This is a genomic window from Kitasatospora sp. NPDC048194 (assembly GCF_043202455.1).
Taxonomy (GTDB): domain Bacteria; phylum Actinomycetota; class Actinomycetes; order Streptomycetales; family Streptomycetaceae; genus Kitasatospora.
Window position 1 is genome coordinate 97,388 of sequence record NZ_JBIDAK010000021.1, and the last position, 15,472, is coordinate 112,859.

At 74.3% G+C, this 15,472-nt stretch carries 13 protein-coding genes; 4 read left to right on the forward strand and 9 right to left on the reverse strand.

Features of this window, described 5'->3' with window-relative positions; genetic code table 11:
* Positions 1-4: 4 nt before the first annotated feature.
* Positions 5-1,135, forward strand: coding sequence for a trypsin-like serine peptidase (locus ACGF07_RS24080; RefSeq protein WP_392901896.1), 1,131 nt, complete (start codon positions 5-7; stop codon positions 1,133-1,135).
* A 142-nt stretch (positions 1,136-1,277) separates the two neighbouring features.
* On the opposite strand, the gene hflX is transcribed toward ACGF07_RS24080, so the two are convergent.
* The 5 genes from hflX to miaA form a co-directional block, all read right to left on the reverse strand.
* Positions 1,278-2,780 (reverse strand): GTPase HflX, encoded by a 1,503-nt coding sequence (gene hflX / locus ACGF07_RS24085; protein WP_350748354.1) that lies wholly within the window; start codon positions 2,778-2,780, stop codon positions 1,278-1,280.
* Positions 2,777-5,128 (reverse strand): RelA/SpoT family protein, encoded by a 2,352-nt coding sequence (locus ACGF07_RS24090; RefSeq protein WP_392901898.1) that lies wholly within the window; start codon positions 5,126-5,128, stop codon positions 2,777-2,779. Before ACGF07_RS24090 ends, hflX begins: the two co-directional genes overlap by 4 nt.
* A gap of 188 nt (positions 5,129-5,316) precedes the next feature.
* Positions 5,317-6,228, reverse strand: coding sequence for a diaminopimelate epimerase (gene dapF / locus ACGF07_RS24095; RefSeq protein ID WP_350748360.1), 912 nt, complete (start codon positions 6,226-6,228; stop codon positions 5,317-5,319).
* Between the two features lie 123 nt (positions 6,229-6,351).
* Positions 6,352-6,864 (reverse strand): hypothetical protein, encoded by a 513-nt coding sequence (locus ACGF07_RS24100; protein WP_350748361.1) that lies wholly within the window; start codon positions 6,862-6,864, stop codon positions 6,352-6,354.
* Between the two features lie 228 nt (positions 6,865-7,092).
* On the reverse strand, positions 7,093-8,052 hold the full coding sequence (miaA, locus tag ACGF07_RS24105; RefSeq protein ID WP_350748364.1) for a tRNA (adenosine(37)-N6)-dimethylallyltransferase MiaA: 960 nt from the start codon (positions 8,050-8,052) through the stop codon (positions 7,093-7,095).
* 153 nt (positions 8,053-8,205) lie between these two features.
* Here miaA and ACGF07_RS24110 point away from each other — a divergent pair, with 153 nt between their 5' ends.
* On the forward strand, positions 8,206-8,451 hold the full coding sequence (locus ACGF07_RS24110) for an antitoxin (protein ID WP_392901901.1): 246 nt from the start codon (positions 8,206-8,208) through the stop codon (positions 8,449-8,451).
* Between the two features lie 133 nt (positions 8,452-8,584).
* Here the strand turns inward: ACGF07_RS24110 and ACGF07_RS24115 are convergent, their stop codons facing one another.
* A complete protein-coding gene (locus tag ACGF07_RS24115; protein WP_392901903.1) occupies positions 8,585-9,283 on the reverse strand; it encodes a hypothetical protein in 699 nt (232 codons plus the stop codon).
* An 82-nt stretch (positions 9,284-9,365) separates the two neighbouring features.
* Positions 9,366-10,904: a tRNA (N6-isopentenyl adenosine(37)-C2)-methylthiotransferase MiaB gene (miaB, locus tag ACGF07_RS24120; protein ID WP_350739838.1), complete on the reverse strand. Its 1,539-nt coding sequence runs from the start codon at positions 10,902-10,904 to the stop codon at positions 9,366-9,368.
* Positions 10,905-11,000: 96 nt separating this feature from the next.
* Between miaB and ACGF07_RS24125 the strand changes: the two genes are divergently transcribed.
* Positions 11,001-12,020, forward strand: a complete 1,020-nt coding sequence (locus ACGF07_RS24125) for a TAXI family TRAP transporter solute-binding subunit (RefSeq protein ID WP_392901905.1) — start codon at positions 11,001-11,003, stop codon at positions 12,018-12,020.
* Between the two features lie 19 nt (positions 12,021-12,039).
* Here ACGF07_RS24125 and ACGF07_RS24130 read toward each other — a convergent pair whose 3' ends face one another.
* Both ACGF07_RS24130 and ACGF07_RS24135 read right to left on the reverse strand, forming a co-directional pair.
* Complete coding sequence (locus ACGF07_RS24130) at positions 12,040-13,473, reverse strand: sensor histidine kinase (RefSeq protein ID WP_392901907.1); 1,434 nt, start codon at positions 13,471-13,473, stop codon at positions 12,040-12,042.
* A gap of 6 nt (positions 13,474-13,479) precedes the next feature.
* Positions 13,480-14,238 (reverse strand): response regulator transcription factor, encoded by a 759-nt coding sequence (locus ACGF07_RS24135; RefSeq protein WP_350739905.1) that lies wholly within the window; start codon positions 14,236-14,238, stop codon positions 13,480-13,482.
* Positions 14,239-14,618: 380 nt separating this feature from the next.
* Between ACGF07_RS24135 and ACGF07_RS24140 the strand changes: the two genes are divergently transcribed.
* A complete protein-coding gene (locus ACGF07_RS24140) occupies positions 14,619-15,392 on the forward strand; it encodes an amino acid ABC transporter ATP-binding protein (protein ID WP_350739846.1) in 774 nt (257 codons plus the stop codon).
* Positions 15,393-15,472: the final 80 nt, after the last annotated feature.

The following is a 15,472-nucleotide window of genomic DNA, read 5'->3' on the forward strand; positions in this document are numbered from 1 at the left end:
GAGCATGCGCACGCTCGGCACCAGGACGCGCAGGGCCGCCACGGCCGGCGCCGCCCTGCTCGCCGCCCTGACCCTCACCGCGGCCGCCTGCGGGCCCGAGGGCCCCGCCGTCCCGGCCGCACCACCCGCCGCCCTGCCGAAGGCCGCGCCGACCAGCCTGGGCGACCTGAGCGGCTGGAAGGTCGAGGACTGGGCGCGGTACGTCGCCGAGAGCGGCTTCACCAACCCGGTGGCCCCGGGCTACTGGTCCGTCTCCCGGATGGAGACCGCCAGGGCCAGGCCCACCCCGGAGTACTCGCTGACGGCCTCCGCGCCCGCCACCGGACCCGGCGCCGTCCAGCGCGACGCCCCGCCCGCCGCCGTCCCGGCCGTACCGCAGCAGCACCCGTACGGCCCGGACTCCGCCGTGGTCGGCAAGCTGTTCATGACCACGCCCCAGGGCGACGCGGTGTGCTCCGCAACGGTCGTCTCCGACCCGCTCGACCCCGGCCGCAGCAACCTGGTGTACACCGCCGCCCACTGCCTGCATGACGGCAGGGGCGGCGGCTGGGCGAGGAACCTGGTCTTCGTGCCCGGTTTCAACCGGGACGGCCGAGCCCGCCGCGGCCGCCCGTACGACGACCAGCAGGCCGCCCCGTACGGCCGGTGGACGGTGGTCCGGGCGCTGGTGTCACCGACCTGGCTGAAGGAGAGCGGCGTGGGCGCCCACGAGCAGTACGACTTCGCGGTCCTGCGGGTGCGCGGCGAGGCCGACTCCGGGCCGTCCCTGGAGGAGGCGGTCGGCGGCTCCGTCCCGGTGTGGTTCAACGCCCCCCGGGACCAGGTCGGTTCGGTGGTCTCCTACGGCTACCCGGTGGAGCGGCCGTTCGACGGCATGGAGCTGGACCGCTGCGGCTCCCCCACCGCACCTGGCCTGCTCTCCTTCGACCGGACCCGGCCCCCGATGTACGTGGTCGGCTGCACCATGACCGGTGGCGCGGGCGGCGGCGGCTGGTTCGTCACCAAGGACGGCAAGCCCAACCTGGTGAGCGTCAGCGCGCTCGGCGACCGCAACCCGGCCGGCTACCTGGCCGGGCCCGCGCTGCTGGACCAGGCGAAGCAGGCCTTCGACTACTTCACCAAGAACGTGAAGTAGCGCTCCGACAGGTAGCCCCGAAGGGGAACGCGCAGGGCCCCCGGACGCGATCGTCCGGGGGCCCTACGCGGAGAAGCCGTGCGAACCGGCGGCCGGCCTGCCCCGTGCAGCCGGGGCAGGCGAGCCGTGCAGCGCGGCCCGGTCAGCCCTGCAGGGCCACCGAGAAGTGCTCCAGCTCCGCGGCCAGCTCAGCCGGCACCTTGGCGTGCAGCAGCGTGCCCTCGCCGGTGTGCTCGGTGGCGAGCAGCTCGCCCTCCTTGTGCACCCGGGACACCAGCGCGCCCTGGGTGTAGGGCACCAGGGCCCGCACCTCGACGGCCGGGCGCGGCAGCTCGTCGTCGATGAGCTGCAGCAGCTCGTCGATCCCCGCCCCACTGCGGGCCGACACCACGATTGCGTGCGGCTCGCGGCGCAGCAGGCGCTGCAGCACGTGCGGGTCGGCGGCGTCCGCCTTGTTGATCACCACGATCTCGGGCACGTCCTGCGCCTCGACCGAGACGATGACCTCCCGGACGGCGGCCAGCTGCGTCTCCGGCTCGGGGTGCGAGCCGTCCACCACGTGCAGGATGAGGTCCGCGTCGGCGACCTCCTCCATGGTCGAGCGGAAGGCCTCGACCAGGTGGTGCGGCAGGTGCCGGACGAAGCCGACGGTGTCCGCCAGGGTGTAGAGCCGCCCGCTCGGGGTCTGGGCCCGGCGCACGGTCGGGTCCAGGGTGGCGAACAGCGCGTTCTCCACCAGCACGCCCGCACCGGTGAGCCGGTTGAGCAGGGAGGACTTGCCGGCATTGGTGTAGCCCGCGATGGCCACGGACGGCACCTGGTGGCGCTTGCGCTCCTGGCGCTTGGTGTCGCGGCCCTTCTTCATCTCGGCGATCTCCTTGCGGAGCTTCGCCATCTTCTCCCGGATCCGGCGCCGGTCGGTCTCGATCTTGGTCTCACCGGGACCACGGGTGGCCATGCCGCCGCCCGAGGAGCCGGAGCCGCCGCCACCCATCTGCCGGGACAGCGACTGACCCCAACCGCGCAGACGCGGCAGCATGTACTGCATCTGGGCCAGCGAGACCTGCGCCTTGCCCTCCCGGGACTTGGCGTGCTGGGCGAAGATGTCCAGGATCAGGGCCGTCCGGTCGACGACCTTGACCTTGACCACGTCCTCCAGGTGGATGAGCTGGCCGGGGGTGAGCTCACCGTCGCAGACCACGGTGTCGGCGCCGGTGGAGGCGACGATGTCGCGCAGCTCCTGCGCCTTGCCGGAGCCGATGTAGGTGGCCGCGTCGGGCTTGTCGCGGCGCTGGATGACGCCGTCCAGCACCTGGGAGCCGGCCGTCTCGGCCAGCGCGGCGAGCTCGGCCATCGAGTTCTCCGCCTCCTCCAGCGTGCCGTCCGTCCACACGCCGACGAGCACCACGCGCTCCAGGCGGAGCTGGCGGTACTCGACCTCGGTGACGTCTTCGAGCTCGGTGGAGAGGCCGACGACCCGGCGCAGGGCGGCGCGCTCGCTGCGGTCGTACTGGTCGCCGTCGTAGGTGTGGCCGAGGTCCTCGTCGATGGCCGCGAGGTCCTCGTCCATGAGGGCTTCAGCCCGTCGACCGTCGATGCGGCGCGGGGCGTCGGCGTGGTCGCGGGTGTCGAACGTGGAGGTCATTCTGTCCTTTGGTCGCTGTACGGCTGTGGCGAGGACCCTCGACCGTCACCGGGGCCCATGTGCCCTGACAACGCCGTGGACCGGCCGTGAATTCCCCACGATGGTCGCACGCCCGGCGCGGGCCGGTCACCCCCATTTTCCCCGGAGTGGCGGCCCCGGGCGCCCTCCGGAGCGTGCGGGCGGCTCACGTCGTACACCCCGGACACCCGGAGCATCGCCCGCATCAGCGCGGGCAGCGCACCCGGCTCGGGCAGTTCGACGGTGTAGGTGTGGCGGACCCGCAGCTCCTGCGGCGGCTCGACCTCGGCCGAGACGATGCCGACGCCCTCGGCGGAGATCGCCGCGGTGAGGTCGGCGAGCAGCCGGGGCCGGTTCAGCGCCTCGGCCAGCAGGGTGGCGCGGTGCCTCGCCGTCGGGGCGTCCTCGGACCGCCAGCGGACCTGGAGCTCGGTGCGGCCGTCCGCGCGCAGCCGCTGACCGGCCGGGCAGCCGGTGCGGTGCACGGCCACCGCGCCGCCGCGGATCGGGTAGCCGGCCACCTCGTCCGGCGGGACGGGCGTGCAGCAGCGGGCCAGCCGCACCGTCGCCCCGGGCCGCCCGGCCACGGCGACGGGGGCGGACCGGCGCTCCCCGGCCCGGTGCGCGGGCGGGGCGGGCTGGCCGCCGGCCGGCCCGGTGCGCACCACCGGCAGCCGGGCCGGGTGGTCGGCCAGCCAGCGCTCGATGGCCAGCCGGGCGGCGGGGGTGCGGGCGTGCGCCAGCCACTCCGGTGACGGGCCCGAGGGTTCGGCGCCGCGCTGCCCGCCGTCGGCCGGGGGGCCCTCGGTGAGGACGGCGAGCACGTCCCCGTCGCGCAGGACGGTGGACAGGGCGGTGAGCCGGCCGTTGACCCGGGCACCGATACATCGGTGGCCGGTCTCCTCGCCGAGCAGGTAGGCCGCGTCCACACAGGTGGCGCCCGCCCTCAGCTGAAGCGTTTCGCCACTCTCCGTCACCACGGTGATCTCGCGGTCGCCGGCCAGGTCGGCGGTGAGCGCCGACCAGAACGCGTCCGGGTCGGGCGTCTCCTGCTGCCACTCCAGCAGCCGGCTGAGCCAGCCGGGCCGGGCCGGGTCGGTGCGGTCCAGCTCGTCGGTGTCCTGGGCGGGGCCGGCCGGGGTCGGGTCCCCGAGCGCGACCACCCCGGTCTCGGCCACCTCGTGCATCCGGCGGGTCCGCACCAGCACCTCGACCACCGCGCCGCCCTCCAGCGCCACCGCGGTGTGCAGCGACTGGTAGAGGTTGAACTTGGGCGCGGCCACGAAGTCCTTGAACTCGCCCGGCAGCGGCGTCCAGCAGGTGTGCAGCTCGCCGAGCACGGCGTAGCAGTCGGCGTTCTCCTCGACCACCACCAGCAACCGCCCGAAGTCGGCCGGCTGCGGCCCCCGGGGCTGGCCGTCCGGCCCGGGCGCGGCCGCCCGTTCGAGCAGCACCCGGTGCAGCGAGACGCAGTGCCGGGGCCGCACCGTGACCTCGGCGGCGATCCCCGCCTCGGCCAGCTGGCGGGCCAGCCGGCCGGCGAACGGCCCCAGCACGGTGTCCGGCTCGGCCTCGTGATCGGCCATCAGGGCGCGGGTGCGGGCGTGCTCCTCGGGGTGCAGGGTGGCGAAGACGATGTCCTCCAGCTCCGCCTTGAGCACCTGGATGCCGAGCCGCTCGGCCAGCGGGATGAGCACGTCCCGGGTGACCTTGGCGATCCGCACCTGGCTGGCCGGCTTCATGTGCCGGATGGTGCGCATGTTGTGCAGCCGGTCGGCGAGCTTGATCACCATCACCCGGACGTCGTCCCCGGTGGCGACCAGCATCTTGCGGAAGGTCTCGGCCTCGGCGGCCGCGCCGAAGTCGACCTTCTCCAGCTTCGTCACCCCGTCGACCAGGTAGGCGACTTCGGGCCCGAACCCGGCGCTCACCTGGTCCAGCGTCAGGTCGGTGTCCTCGACGGTGTCGTGGAGCAGCGAGGCGACCAGGGTGGTGGTCCCGGCGCCGAGTTGGGCCAGGATCATGGTGACGGCCAGCGGGTGGGTGATGTACGGCTCGCCGCTCTTGCGCTTCTGGCCGCGGTGGCTGGCCTCGGCCAGCCGGTACGCCCGCGCGAGCAGGGCCAGGTCGCCCTGCGGGTGGTGCTGCCGGTGGACCCGGACGAGCGGCTCCAGGGCGTCCGGCACCGGCGGTCGCCCGGTGGCGAGTAACGCGGCGCGTCCGGCCCGGCCGAGGGCGGCCAGGCCGAGCTCCCCCAGGGGCCTCCGGGCCCCGGCCTGCCGTGCGGTCGTCGGCTGCCCCGCGAGGGGCTGCCCGGCTTCGATGGTCATCGGCACCTCCGGCAACGGTCGCCGGGTGCTGCCCCTCCCGGGGGGTGGTCTGCCACCCCTCCCGGGGGACGACCCGGTGGTCCATGCTACCGAGCAGAGCACGGTCCGCGATGCCGTGGTTCCCGTCCGCGACCGGTATCACCCGATCGGGGGGATTCGTCGCCGTACGAAATGGGCAAACCGGCCCGTCAGCCTCGGCTCAGTGACCCCCACCAGCGCGGGTCGAGCCGCCCCTCGGCCACGATCACCGCCGGCCCGGCCATCTCGACCCGGCCGTCCGGGTGTTCCGTGATGACGAGCCGGCCGCCCAGTACGTCCACGGTGTACGAGACCGCCTCGCCGGTGGCCGCCGGGTCCAGGCCGTCACGGCGGATCGCGGCCACCGCGACGGCGCAGGCGCCGGTGCCGCAGGAGCGGGTCTCGCCGGAGCCGCGCTCGTGCACCCGCATCGCGACGTGCCGCGGGCCGCGGTCCACCACGAACTCGACGTTGACGCCCTCCGGGTAGACGCCCTCGGGGCTGGTGAGCGGAGCGGTGCGCAGCTCACCGGCGTGGTCGAGGCTCTCGACGAAGGCCACCGCGTGCGGGTTGCCCATGTTGACGTTCAGCGCGGGCCAGCGCCGTTCGCCGACCGCGACCTCGATGCCGTCCGGCCCGGGCAGCCCGGCGCGGCCCATGTCGATGGTGACCTCACCGGGGGTGCCGTCCGCGGCGTCCTCGGCGACCGTCGCGGTGCGCACGCCGGATCGGGTGGCGATCGCCTGCTCGCCGGGCTTGGCGAGACCGGCCTCGACCAGGAAGCGGGCGAAGACCCGCAGGCCGTTGCCGCACATCTCGGCGATGCTGCCGTCGGAGTTGCGGTAGTCCATGAACCACTCGGCCCGGTCGGCCAGGTGGGCGGCGGCCGGGTCGGCGGCGGCCCGCACCACCCGCAGCAGCCCGTCCCCGCCGATGCCGGCCCGCCGGTCGCACAGCGCGGCGACGGCCTCCGGGCCGATCTCCAGCACGCCGTCCGGGTCCGGCACGATCACGAAGTCGTTCTGGGTGCCGTGTCCCTTGAAGAAGGGGAGACCGGCCTGCTGGGGAGAGGATGCGCTCACCCCTCCGATGGTACTGATGCCCACCCGCCCGGCTCGGCGCGGGAAGGGGCCCGCGGCCGCCCGGCGGGCACGGGCGCCCGCCGCGACCCGCTCGGCACGGGCACGGACCGCCGGAAAACCCGGTCAGCGCAGGTAGGCGACCCGCCAGACCGCGAGCGCGCAGGCGACCAGTGCGATCAGGGTGTACACCACGATCGCCTTCCAGCCGGCCCGCTGCCCCGAACCCCGGCGCGGCAGCCCGGGCCACTTGTACCCCGCGTGCCGGGCGGCCATCGCGCCCCAGCCGACCGAGGCGGCCGTGAGCAGCAGCCCCAGCATCCCGACCATGGTGGCGCGCGCCCCGGCGGAGCCGAAGGCGAGCGGGAAGGCGAACATCAACGAGCCGAGGGTGCCGAGCAGCGCGATCGGCAGGGTCTGCCACCAGCGGAGCCGGCGCCGCGGCCGGATCTCGCGTTCGTGCACCGCTCCCCCAGGCGGGGTGCGGGTGTCCAGGGCGGGCACCGCGACCGCGTACGAGGTCGGCGCCTCCAGGCCGGTCAGCACCGGGAGGTCCCCTCTCGTCGACTCGTCGAATCCCTCGGCCGGTGCGGTGACGCTCCCGCCCTGTCCGGGTTCGGGGCCGGTACCCGTTGACACACGGCCTCCCCTGACAGTTCGACACGAGCGGACTCGCGGCCGGGCACGGTCGGCCCGCGCGGGCCGACCCCTATGGCATCGATGATGGCATGTCCAGAGGATCCGTTCGGGGCCTGACCGGGGTCCTCGGGTGATCCGTGGCCATCACGTGATCGGGCCGTGACCCCCGGTTCGTCCTGCACGGTCGGCTGCGCGCGCAGGTGCACCGCCGGATTGGCCGGAACCGCGCTACGCGGCCGGAATCCCCTGACGCGCGATCAGTTCGAGGGAACGTTCCAGCAGCTCGACCGGGTCGGTGCCGGTCGGGCGGGAGAGCCAGTGGATCCGGTCGTCCCGGCGGAACCAGGACTCCTGCCGGCGGGCGAAGCGCTTGGTGGCCCGTACGGTTTCGGCCCGCGCCTCGTCCTCGGTGCACTCCCCGGCGAAGTGGTCGAGCACCTGCTGGTAGCCGAGTGCCCGGGAGGCGGTCCTGCCCTCGCGCAGTCCGACCTCCTCCAGCCGCCGCACCTCGTCCAGCAGTCCGGCCTCCCACATCCGGTCGACCCGCAGGGTGATCCGCTCGTCCAGCTCGGGGCGCGGCACCGCGACGCCGATCTGCACGGTCCGGTAGACGGCGGTGTTGCCGGGCAGGTTGGCGGTGAACGGCCGGCCGGTGATCTCGATGACCTCCAGCGCCCGGACGATCCGCCGCCCGTTGCTCGTCAGGATGGCCTCGGCGGCCGCCGGGTCCAGCTCGGCCAGCCGCCGGTGCAGCGCGTACGGGCCGTGCTCCTCCAGTTCGGCCTCCAGCCGGGCGCGCACGGCCGGGTCGGTGCCGGGGAACTCCATCTCGTCGATCGCCGCCCGGACGTACAGGCCGGAGCCGCCGACCAGCACGGGCGTGCGCCCGGCCGCCAGCAGCCGGTCGATCTCGGCCCGGGCCAGCCGCTGGTACTCGGCGACACTGGCGGCCTCGGTGACCTCCCAGACGTCCAGCAGGTGGTGCGGCACGCCCCCGCGCTCCTCCGGGGTGAGCTTGGCGGTGCCGATGTCCATGCCCCGGTACAGCTGCATCGAGTCGGTGTTGATCACCTCGCCGCCGAGGGCGCGGGCAATGGCGACGGCCAGGTCGGACTTGCCGGCGGCGGTGGCGCCGACGACGGAGACCACCTGGGGAGGGGCGGCGTTCGGGGTGCGGGAGCTGCTCACCGCTCCAGTCTCGCAAACCGCGGAGGCCGCGGGGACCGGGCTGCCGCGCCTGCCCCGCCGCGCGACCACGTGACGGGAGGCCGGGGCCCGGTTTTGCGAACGCTTTACCGGTCCCGTGCGTTGAGCATGGGACAGGGAGAGAAGGAGATCGCCATGGGTCTGATGGACAACCTCAAGGGCAAGGCCGAGGAGCTCAAGGAGAAGGCGAGCGACCTCGCGGGCAAGCACAGCGACCAGATCGAGCAGCTGGTGGACAAGGCCGGCGGCGCGATCGACAAGGCGACCAAGGGCAAGTACAGCGACAAGATCGAGCACGGCGCCGACAAGGCCAAGCACGCGGTGGACGACTTCGCCCACAAGCCGAAGCCGGGCGACGGCGGCCCGGCCCCCAGGCCCTGACGCCCCGCCGCTCGGTGCCCGGCTGCTGGGATGCCCGGCCGTCAGGCGCCCGGCCGTTCGGTGCCCGGCCGCTCGGTGCCCGGCCCCGGGCCGGACGCCTGGCCGGGGCCGAACGCCGGCCCGGCCCCGGCACTCAGCTCCAGGACGCCACGAAGTACCCCACCCCGTACGGCGCGTCCTGGTAGCGAAGCCGCGCGGTGAGGCCGGCGCCCTCCGCGGCGCCGGCCAGCACCTGCCAGGGGGCCCGGCCCTCGGCCTTGAGCTCGGCGGCGAGCCCGCTGTCCAGGGCGGCGAGGGCGGCCAGGTCGGCCGATCCCAGGGCAGCGGCCAGCGCGGCGTCGAACCCCTCGGCGCGCTCGTCCAGGTAGCCGGGCGCCCGCACCGTGCGGCAGGCACTGCCGTCGCCCAGCACCAGCAGGGCGACCCGGTCGGCGAGTCCGGCCAGGCCCTGACCGAGCCCGAGCATCCGGTCGGCGGGAGCGTCCGGGGGCACCGCGCAGGCGTGCGTGGGCAGGGTGATTCCGGCGCGCTCCAGCAGCCAGGCGCCGACGGTCAGCGAGGGCGCCAGCTCCGGCCCCTCGACCCGCCCGCCGGGCAGCTTGGCGACCAGCGGCACCCCGTACCGGTGGAAGGAGCCGGCCCCGCCCTCGGTCCAGACCTCGGCCTCCGGCCCGGTACCGACCGCCACCACCAGCTGCGGCTCGGCCGCGACCAGCGCCGCCAGCGCCTCGTCGCAGGCGGCGCGCAGCCCGTCCAGCTCGGGCGCGGCCCCGGCGGCGATCTCGGGGACGATCAGCGGCGGACAGGGGCACACGGCGGCGGCTACCAGCATGTGGATCACTCTAGCCGGGCGGACGGACGGCCCGGTGGGAGTCCGGACTCCCACCGGGCCGCGACCGCGCCGGAGCGGACCGTCAGTCTCCGCAGCAGGCGCCGCCCGCCGGCGCGGCGAGCGGCAGCCCGGCCGGGGCACCGATCCCCGGCAGCCCGAGCATCACGCCGGCCGGCTTGGCGGCGGGCTTGGCCTGGCGCTTCTCCCAGGCGTCGCCGGCCCGGGTGCGGCGCACGGCCAGCGCCGGGCCCTCGGCCAGCAGGTGGTGCGGGGCGGCGTAGGTGATCTCGACGGTCACCATGTCCCCGGGGCGCACCGGTACGTCCGGCTCCGCGCCGTGTTCGTCGCCCGCTCCCCGCAGGGTCGGGTTGAAGTGCACCAGGCGGTTGTCGGGCGCGCGGCCGGAGAGGCGACGGGTCCGGTCGTCCTTCTTGCCCTCGCCCTCCGCGACCAGGATCTCCAGGGTCCGGCCGACCTGCTTCTTGTTCTCCTCCCAGGAGATCTCCTCCTGGAGGGCGATCAGCCGGTCGTATCGGGCCTGGACGACCTCCTTCGGCACCTGGTCCGCCATCTCGGCGGCGGGGGTGCCGGGGCGCTTGGAGTACTGGAAGGTGAAGGCGTTGGCGAAGCGGGCCTCGCGGACGACGTGCATCGTCTCCTCGAAGTCCTCCTCGGTCTCGCCGGGGAAGCCGACGATGATGTCGGTGGAGATGGCCGCGTCCGGCATCGCCTCGCGGACCTTGCGGATGATCCCGAGGAAACGCTCCTGCCGGTAGGAGCGGCGCATCGCCTTGAGCACCCGGTCCGAACCGGACTGCAGCGGCATGTGCAGCTGGTGCATCACGCTCGGCGTCTGCGCCATCGCGGCGATCACGTCGTCGGTGAAGTCGCGCGGGTGCGGCGAGGTGAAGCGGATCCGCTCCAGGCCCTCGATCTGGCCGGCCGCCCGCAGCAGCTTGGAGAAGGCCTCGCGGTCGCCCAGGTCGGAGCCGTAGGCGTTGACGTTCTGGCCGAGCAGCGTCACCTCGATGACGCCCTCGTCCACCAGCGCCTCGATCTCGGCGAGGACGTCGCCCGGGCGGCGGTCCTCCTCCTTGCCGCGCAGCGCGGGGACGATGCAGAAGGTGCAGGTGTTGTTGCAGCCGACCGAGATGGCGACCCAGGCGGCGTACGCGGACTCGCGGCGGGTGGGCAGGGTGGAGGGGAAGGTCTCCAGCGACTCCAGGATCTCGACCTGGGCCTTGCGCTCGACCGCGGCCCGCTCCAGCAGCGCCGGCAGGTGGCCGATGTTGTGGGTGCCGAACACCACGTCCACCCACGGGGCCCGCTTGACGATGGTCTCGCGGTCCTTCTGGGCCAGGCAGCCGCCGACGGCGATCTGCATGCCCCGGTGGCGGCTCTTGACCGGCGCGAGCTGGCCGAGGTTGCCGTACAGCTTGTTGTCGGCGTTCTCCCGCACCGCGCAGGTGTTGAACACGACCAGGTCCGGGTCGCCCTCGGGGCCGGCCTTGACGTAGCCCGCGTCCTCCAGCAGGCCGGACAGCCGCTCGGAGTCGTGGACGTTCATCTGGCAGCCGTGCGTGACGACCTTGTAGCTCTTCAATCCGCTCTCACCGCTCACCAGACCAGGGTACGGGCAGCCGCGAGCCGGTTTTCCCCGAGCTTTGCACGGGCCGTTCCCCTCCCGTTCGGGGAGAGCGCCTGGCAGTATCCCTGCATGACCCCCACCGATCCGTCACGTCTCGGCGCCGCCGTCCGCCGCGCGGCCCGCAGCCCGTTGTGGCGGACGGTGCTGGTGCTGGTGCTGGTGGCCGGCGGCCTGGGCGGCTGGTGGCTGTCGGCGGGCCGCTCCCCGGCGTACCCCCTCGGCGAGACCCGCTTCGCGACCGGTGTGCAGCGCGGCGTCTACGACCGGTACGGGCAGCTGCTGCAGGGCCACGTCTCCCGGGCCATGCCGGGGGTGCGGCTGGCCCTGGACAACACCGAGGGCTCGGTCGACAACCTCACCCGGGTGATCACCGGCCAGGACACCTTCGCGATCGCCACCGCCGACGCGGTCGCCGGCTACCAGGGCCCGGGCAAGGACCGGCTGCGGGCGATCGCCCGGCTGTACGACGACTACCTCCAGCTGATCGTCCCGGCCTCCTCCCCGGTGCGCCGCACCGCCGACCTCAAGGGCCTGCGGGTGGGCGTGGGCCTGCCGCAGTCGGGGGTGAACCCGGTGACCAAGCGGCTGCTGGCGGCGGCCGGCCTGGACCCGGACCACGACATAACGCCCGTGATGGCGGGCGTCGGCGACGCCGCCGACCAGCTGCGCGAGGGCAAGCTGGACGCCTTCTTCTGGTCCGGCGGCCTGCCGACCAGCGCGCTCACCGACCTCTCGGACCGCTTCCGGATCCGGCTCGTCCCGCTGAGCGACCTCTCCGAGGCGCTGCACAAGGCCGAGGGCGGCGGCACCGACGCCTACCGCGCGGCCACCATGCCCAAGGGCACCTACCCGAACGCCGAACCCAAGGACGCCGTCGCGACCGTGGCCGTGCCCAACCTCATGATCACCCGGGACGACGTGGACCCGGACCTGGTCGAGGGCATGACCCGGGCGGTGATCGACAGCCGCGACCAGATCGGCGCCCAGGTGCACGCCGCCCAACTGGTCGACCTGCGCACCGCCGTCTACACCGACCCGCTCCCCCTGCACGAGGGTGCGGCGCGCTACTACCGCTCCGTGAAGCCCTGAGACCCGCCCGGACGGGCGCTCAGGACGCCTCCGGCCGCGGCACCGCCAGGGTCACCGCGAGCCCGGTCGGCTCGACCGGGGCGAACCGGAGCGAGCCGCCGCCGGCCGCCAGCAGGGTGCGGGCGATGGACAGGCCCAGCCCGGAGCCGTCCACGTTCTGGTGCCGCGGGCTGCGCCAGAACCGGTCACCGGCCCGGGACAGCTCGTCCTCGGTCAGGCCCGGCCCGGCGTCGGTGACGGTCACCGCGACCTCGTCCCCGAGCACGGCGACCCGCAGCCGCACCGCACTCCCGGACGGGCTGAACTTGAGCGCGTTGTCGAGGACGGCGTCCAGCGCGGAGCCGAAGCCGATCGGGTCCGCCATGCCGATCGCCAGCGCCGGCCCGTCCCAGGTCAGCCGGATCCCGCGCCGCTCGGCCACCGGCTGCCAGCCGTCCACCCGGGCCAGGGTCAGCCTGGTGAGGTCGGTCTGCTCGGGTTCGGGGCGGGCGTGTTCGGCGGTGGCCAGGCCCAGCAGGTCGTCCAGCACCCGGGCCAGCCGGGCGCCCTCCTCCCGGACGCCGCTGAGCTCCTCCTCGTGGCCCTCGGGCAGCTCCAGGCCGAGCACCTCGACCCGCAGCAGCAGCGCCGACAGCGGGTTGCGCAGCTGGTGCGAGGCGTCCGCGACGAAGGCCTTCTGCTGGTCCATGGCGTGCACCACGTGGTCCGCCATCTCGTTGAACGAGCGGGCCAGCCGCTGGAGCTCGGGCGGTCCGCCGCCGGGCGCGACGCGGGCGGCCATCCGGCCGGTGGCGATGTCGTGGGTCGCCCGGTCCAGGGTGCGCACCGGGCGCAGCACCCACTCGGTGAGCCGGACGGCCAGCAGCACGGCGACGATCATCGCGACCGCCTCGCCGCCGGCGACCACCAGCCACTTGTGCAGCACCCGGGTGCGCAGCGCCCCGGTCGGGGACTCGCTGAGCACCACCGCGACCACGTCACCGTCGCGCACCACCGGGGCGGCGACGGTGATCGTCCGGTCCTCCGTCCACGGCCAGACCTGCGGCGGGTTGTGGCTGCGCCGCCCGTCCAGCGCCTCCTGGAACGCCTGGGCACCCCAGCCGACGGCGGGCACCCGCCAGTCCGCGGGGGCGACCGCAATCGGCGTGCCGTCGCGCTGGAAGATGCCCAGCCGCACGCCGTACAGGTCGTAGTAGCGCCGGACCTCGGCGTCGATCGCGTGCCGGCGGCTGAGGTCGCCGGGGGCCGGTTCCGGGTCGCCCTTGCGGGCGGAGTCCAGCGCGGCGGCGCCGGAGGTGGGCAGGTCCTGGGCGAAGCGGGCGGCGTCGTCGAGCCGGTCGACGACCACCTTGCTCTGCTCGGCCGCCGCGAACGCCGCCGCGAGCGGCAGCCCCAGGGCGGCCAGGACGCAGAGCATGAGGGCGATCAGGATGCCGAGCAGGCGGGTGCGCACGTGCGGTCAGTGCTCCGCGGGGGCGGGCGGGGCCGGGTCGGCCGCAGGGGTCGCAGGGCTGTCCGGGATCAGGCGGTAGCCGACGCCGCGGACGGCCTCGACCAGGCCGGGCAGCGCGAGCTTGTTGCGCAGCGAGCCTATGTGCACCTCCAGGGTGCGGCCGTTGCCCTCCCAGCCGCTGCGCCAGACCTCGCTGAAGATCTGCTCGCGCCGGTAGACCACGCCGGGGCTCTGGGCGAGCAGCGCCAGCAGGTCGAACTCCTTGCGGGTGAGCGGCACGTCGCGGCCCTCCACGCTGACCCGGCGGCGCTCGCGGTCGATCCGTATGCCGCGCGACTCCAGCGGCCCGCGCTGCTGGGGCACGGTGTCGAGGGCGGGCGCCGACCCCGGGTTGGGCACGGCACCGCGCCGGGCGACGGCGTGGATGCGGGCGAGCAGCTCGCCCATGTCGTACGGCTTGGTGACGTAGTCGTCGGCGCCGAGGTTGAGGCCGTGGATCCGGGAGCGGATGTCGGCGCGGGCGGTCACCATGATCACCGGCACTCCGCTGCCGGCCCGGATCCGGCTGCACACCTCGAAGCCGTCGCGGTCGGGCAGCCCGAGGTCGAGCAGCACCACCCGGTACGGCTCGTTGCCGTCCGGCACCAGGGCGTCCAGTGCCTCGTGCCCGCTGCGGGCGTGGCGCACCTGGAAGCCGTGCCGGCCCAGCACCGCGACCAGCGCCGCGGCCACCCGTTCGTCGTCCTCCACCAGCAGCAGTCGCATCCCGTTCTCCTCCTCTCCCCACGTGGTCACCGGGCCCGATCGGCCGGTGCCCGGTCCTGCGCAGTATGGGCCAGCGGGCGGCCCGGCGCCAGGTAGGACGGCGCACCGGGCCCGTGGGGACGGGGAGCACCGGCGTGGATTCCCGCTGTGACATGCCCCGTCCTCACCTTCGCGAACAGCGGGTACGCGTCGTGTGGCCGTTTCGTGATCCTCAAGTTCCGCTCAGATCGGCTGACGGGGCACCGTCAGCGCTCCTATGGTCGCCCCACCGGGGGCTGCGGCTCCGCCGGTCGCGGCTCCCGGATTCGTACCACCATTGCCGCCCAAGGGAGTTGACACTCCTCGGGTAGGCGTGATCCGACACAGAGGGAGCAGGCGCGATGACCGAGAGCCCGGTCGAGGACTCCACCCCCGCAGCCGCCCCACTGGTCGTGCTGAGCAACGTCAACAAGCACTACGGCGCGCTGCACGTGCTGCAGGACATCGACCTCGAGATCCACCAGGGCGAGGTCGTCGTCCTGATCGGCCCGTCCGGCTCGGGCAAGTCCACGCTCTGCCGGACGATCAACCGGCTGGAGCCCATCGACTCCGGCACCATCACCATCGACGGCCGCCCGCTGCCCGCCGAGGGCAAGGAGCTCGCCCGGCTGCGCGCCGAGGTCGGCATGGTGTTCCAGAGCTTCAACCTGTTCGCGCACAAGACCGTGCTGGAGAACGTGGTCATCGGCCAGGTCAAGGTGCGCAAGGTGATCCGCTCGCACGCCGAGCAGACGGCCCGTGCCCTGCTGGAGCGGGTCGGCCTGGCGGCGCACGCCGACAAGTACCCGGCCCAGCTCTCCGGCGGCCAGCAGCAGCGGGTGGCGATCGCCCGCGCGCTGGCGATGAAGCCCAAGGTGATGCTCTTCGACGAGCCGACCTCGGCGCTCGACCCGGAGATGGTCAACGAGGTGCTGGAGGTCATGCGCCAGCTGGCCGCCGACGGCATGACCATGGTCGTGGTCACCCACGAGATGGGCTTCGCCCGCTCCGCCGCGAACCGCGTGCTGTTCATGGCCGACGGCCGGATCGTCGAGCAGGACACCCCGGACGCCTTCTTCACCGCGCCGCGCTCCGAGCGCGCCAAGGACTTCCTCTCGAAGATCCTGCACCACTGAGACTTCGAGACCACGCGGGGCAGTTCCGGCAACGGCGCCGGTCCGCCCTGCCCGTGCACGACTTCCCGACGCCAGAGCCC

Coding starts and splice junctions, on each gene's coding strand:
- ACGF07_RS24115 (WP_392901903.1), bottom strand. CDS start 9,283: ATGCTGGTAGCCGCCGCCGTGTGCCCCTGTCCGCCGCTGATCGTCCCC.
- ACGF07_RS24135 (WP_350739905.1), bottom strand. CDS start 14,238: ATGCGACTGCTGCTGGTGGAGGACGACGAACGGGTGGCCGCGGCGCTG.
- ACGF07_RS24110 (WP_392901901.1), top strand. CDS start 8,206: ATGGGTCTGATGGACAACCTCAAGGGCAAGGCCGAGGAGCTCAAGGAG.
- ACGF07_RS24140 (WP_350739846.1), top strand. CDS start 14,619: ATGACCGAGAGCCCGGTCGAGGACTCCACCCCCGCAGCCGCCCCACTG.
- ACGF07_RS24090 (WP_392901898.1), bottom strand. CDS start 5,128: ATGACCATCGAAGCCGGGCAGCCCCTCGCGGGGCAGCCGACGACCGCA.
- ACGF07_RS24080 (WP_392901896.1), top strand. CDS start 5: ATGCGCACGCTCGGCACCAGGACGCGCAGGGCCGCCACGGCCGGCGCC.
- hflX (WP_350748354.1), bottom strand. CDS start 2,780: ATGACCTCCACGTTCGACACCCGCGACCACGCCGACGCCCCGCGCCGC.
- ACGF07_RS24125 (WP_392901905.1), top strand. CDS start 11,001: ATGACCCCCACCGATCCGTCACGTCTCGGCGCCGCCGTCCGCCGCGCG.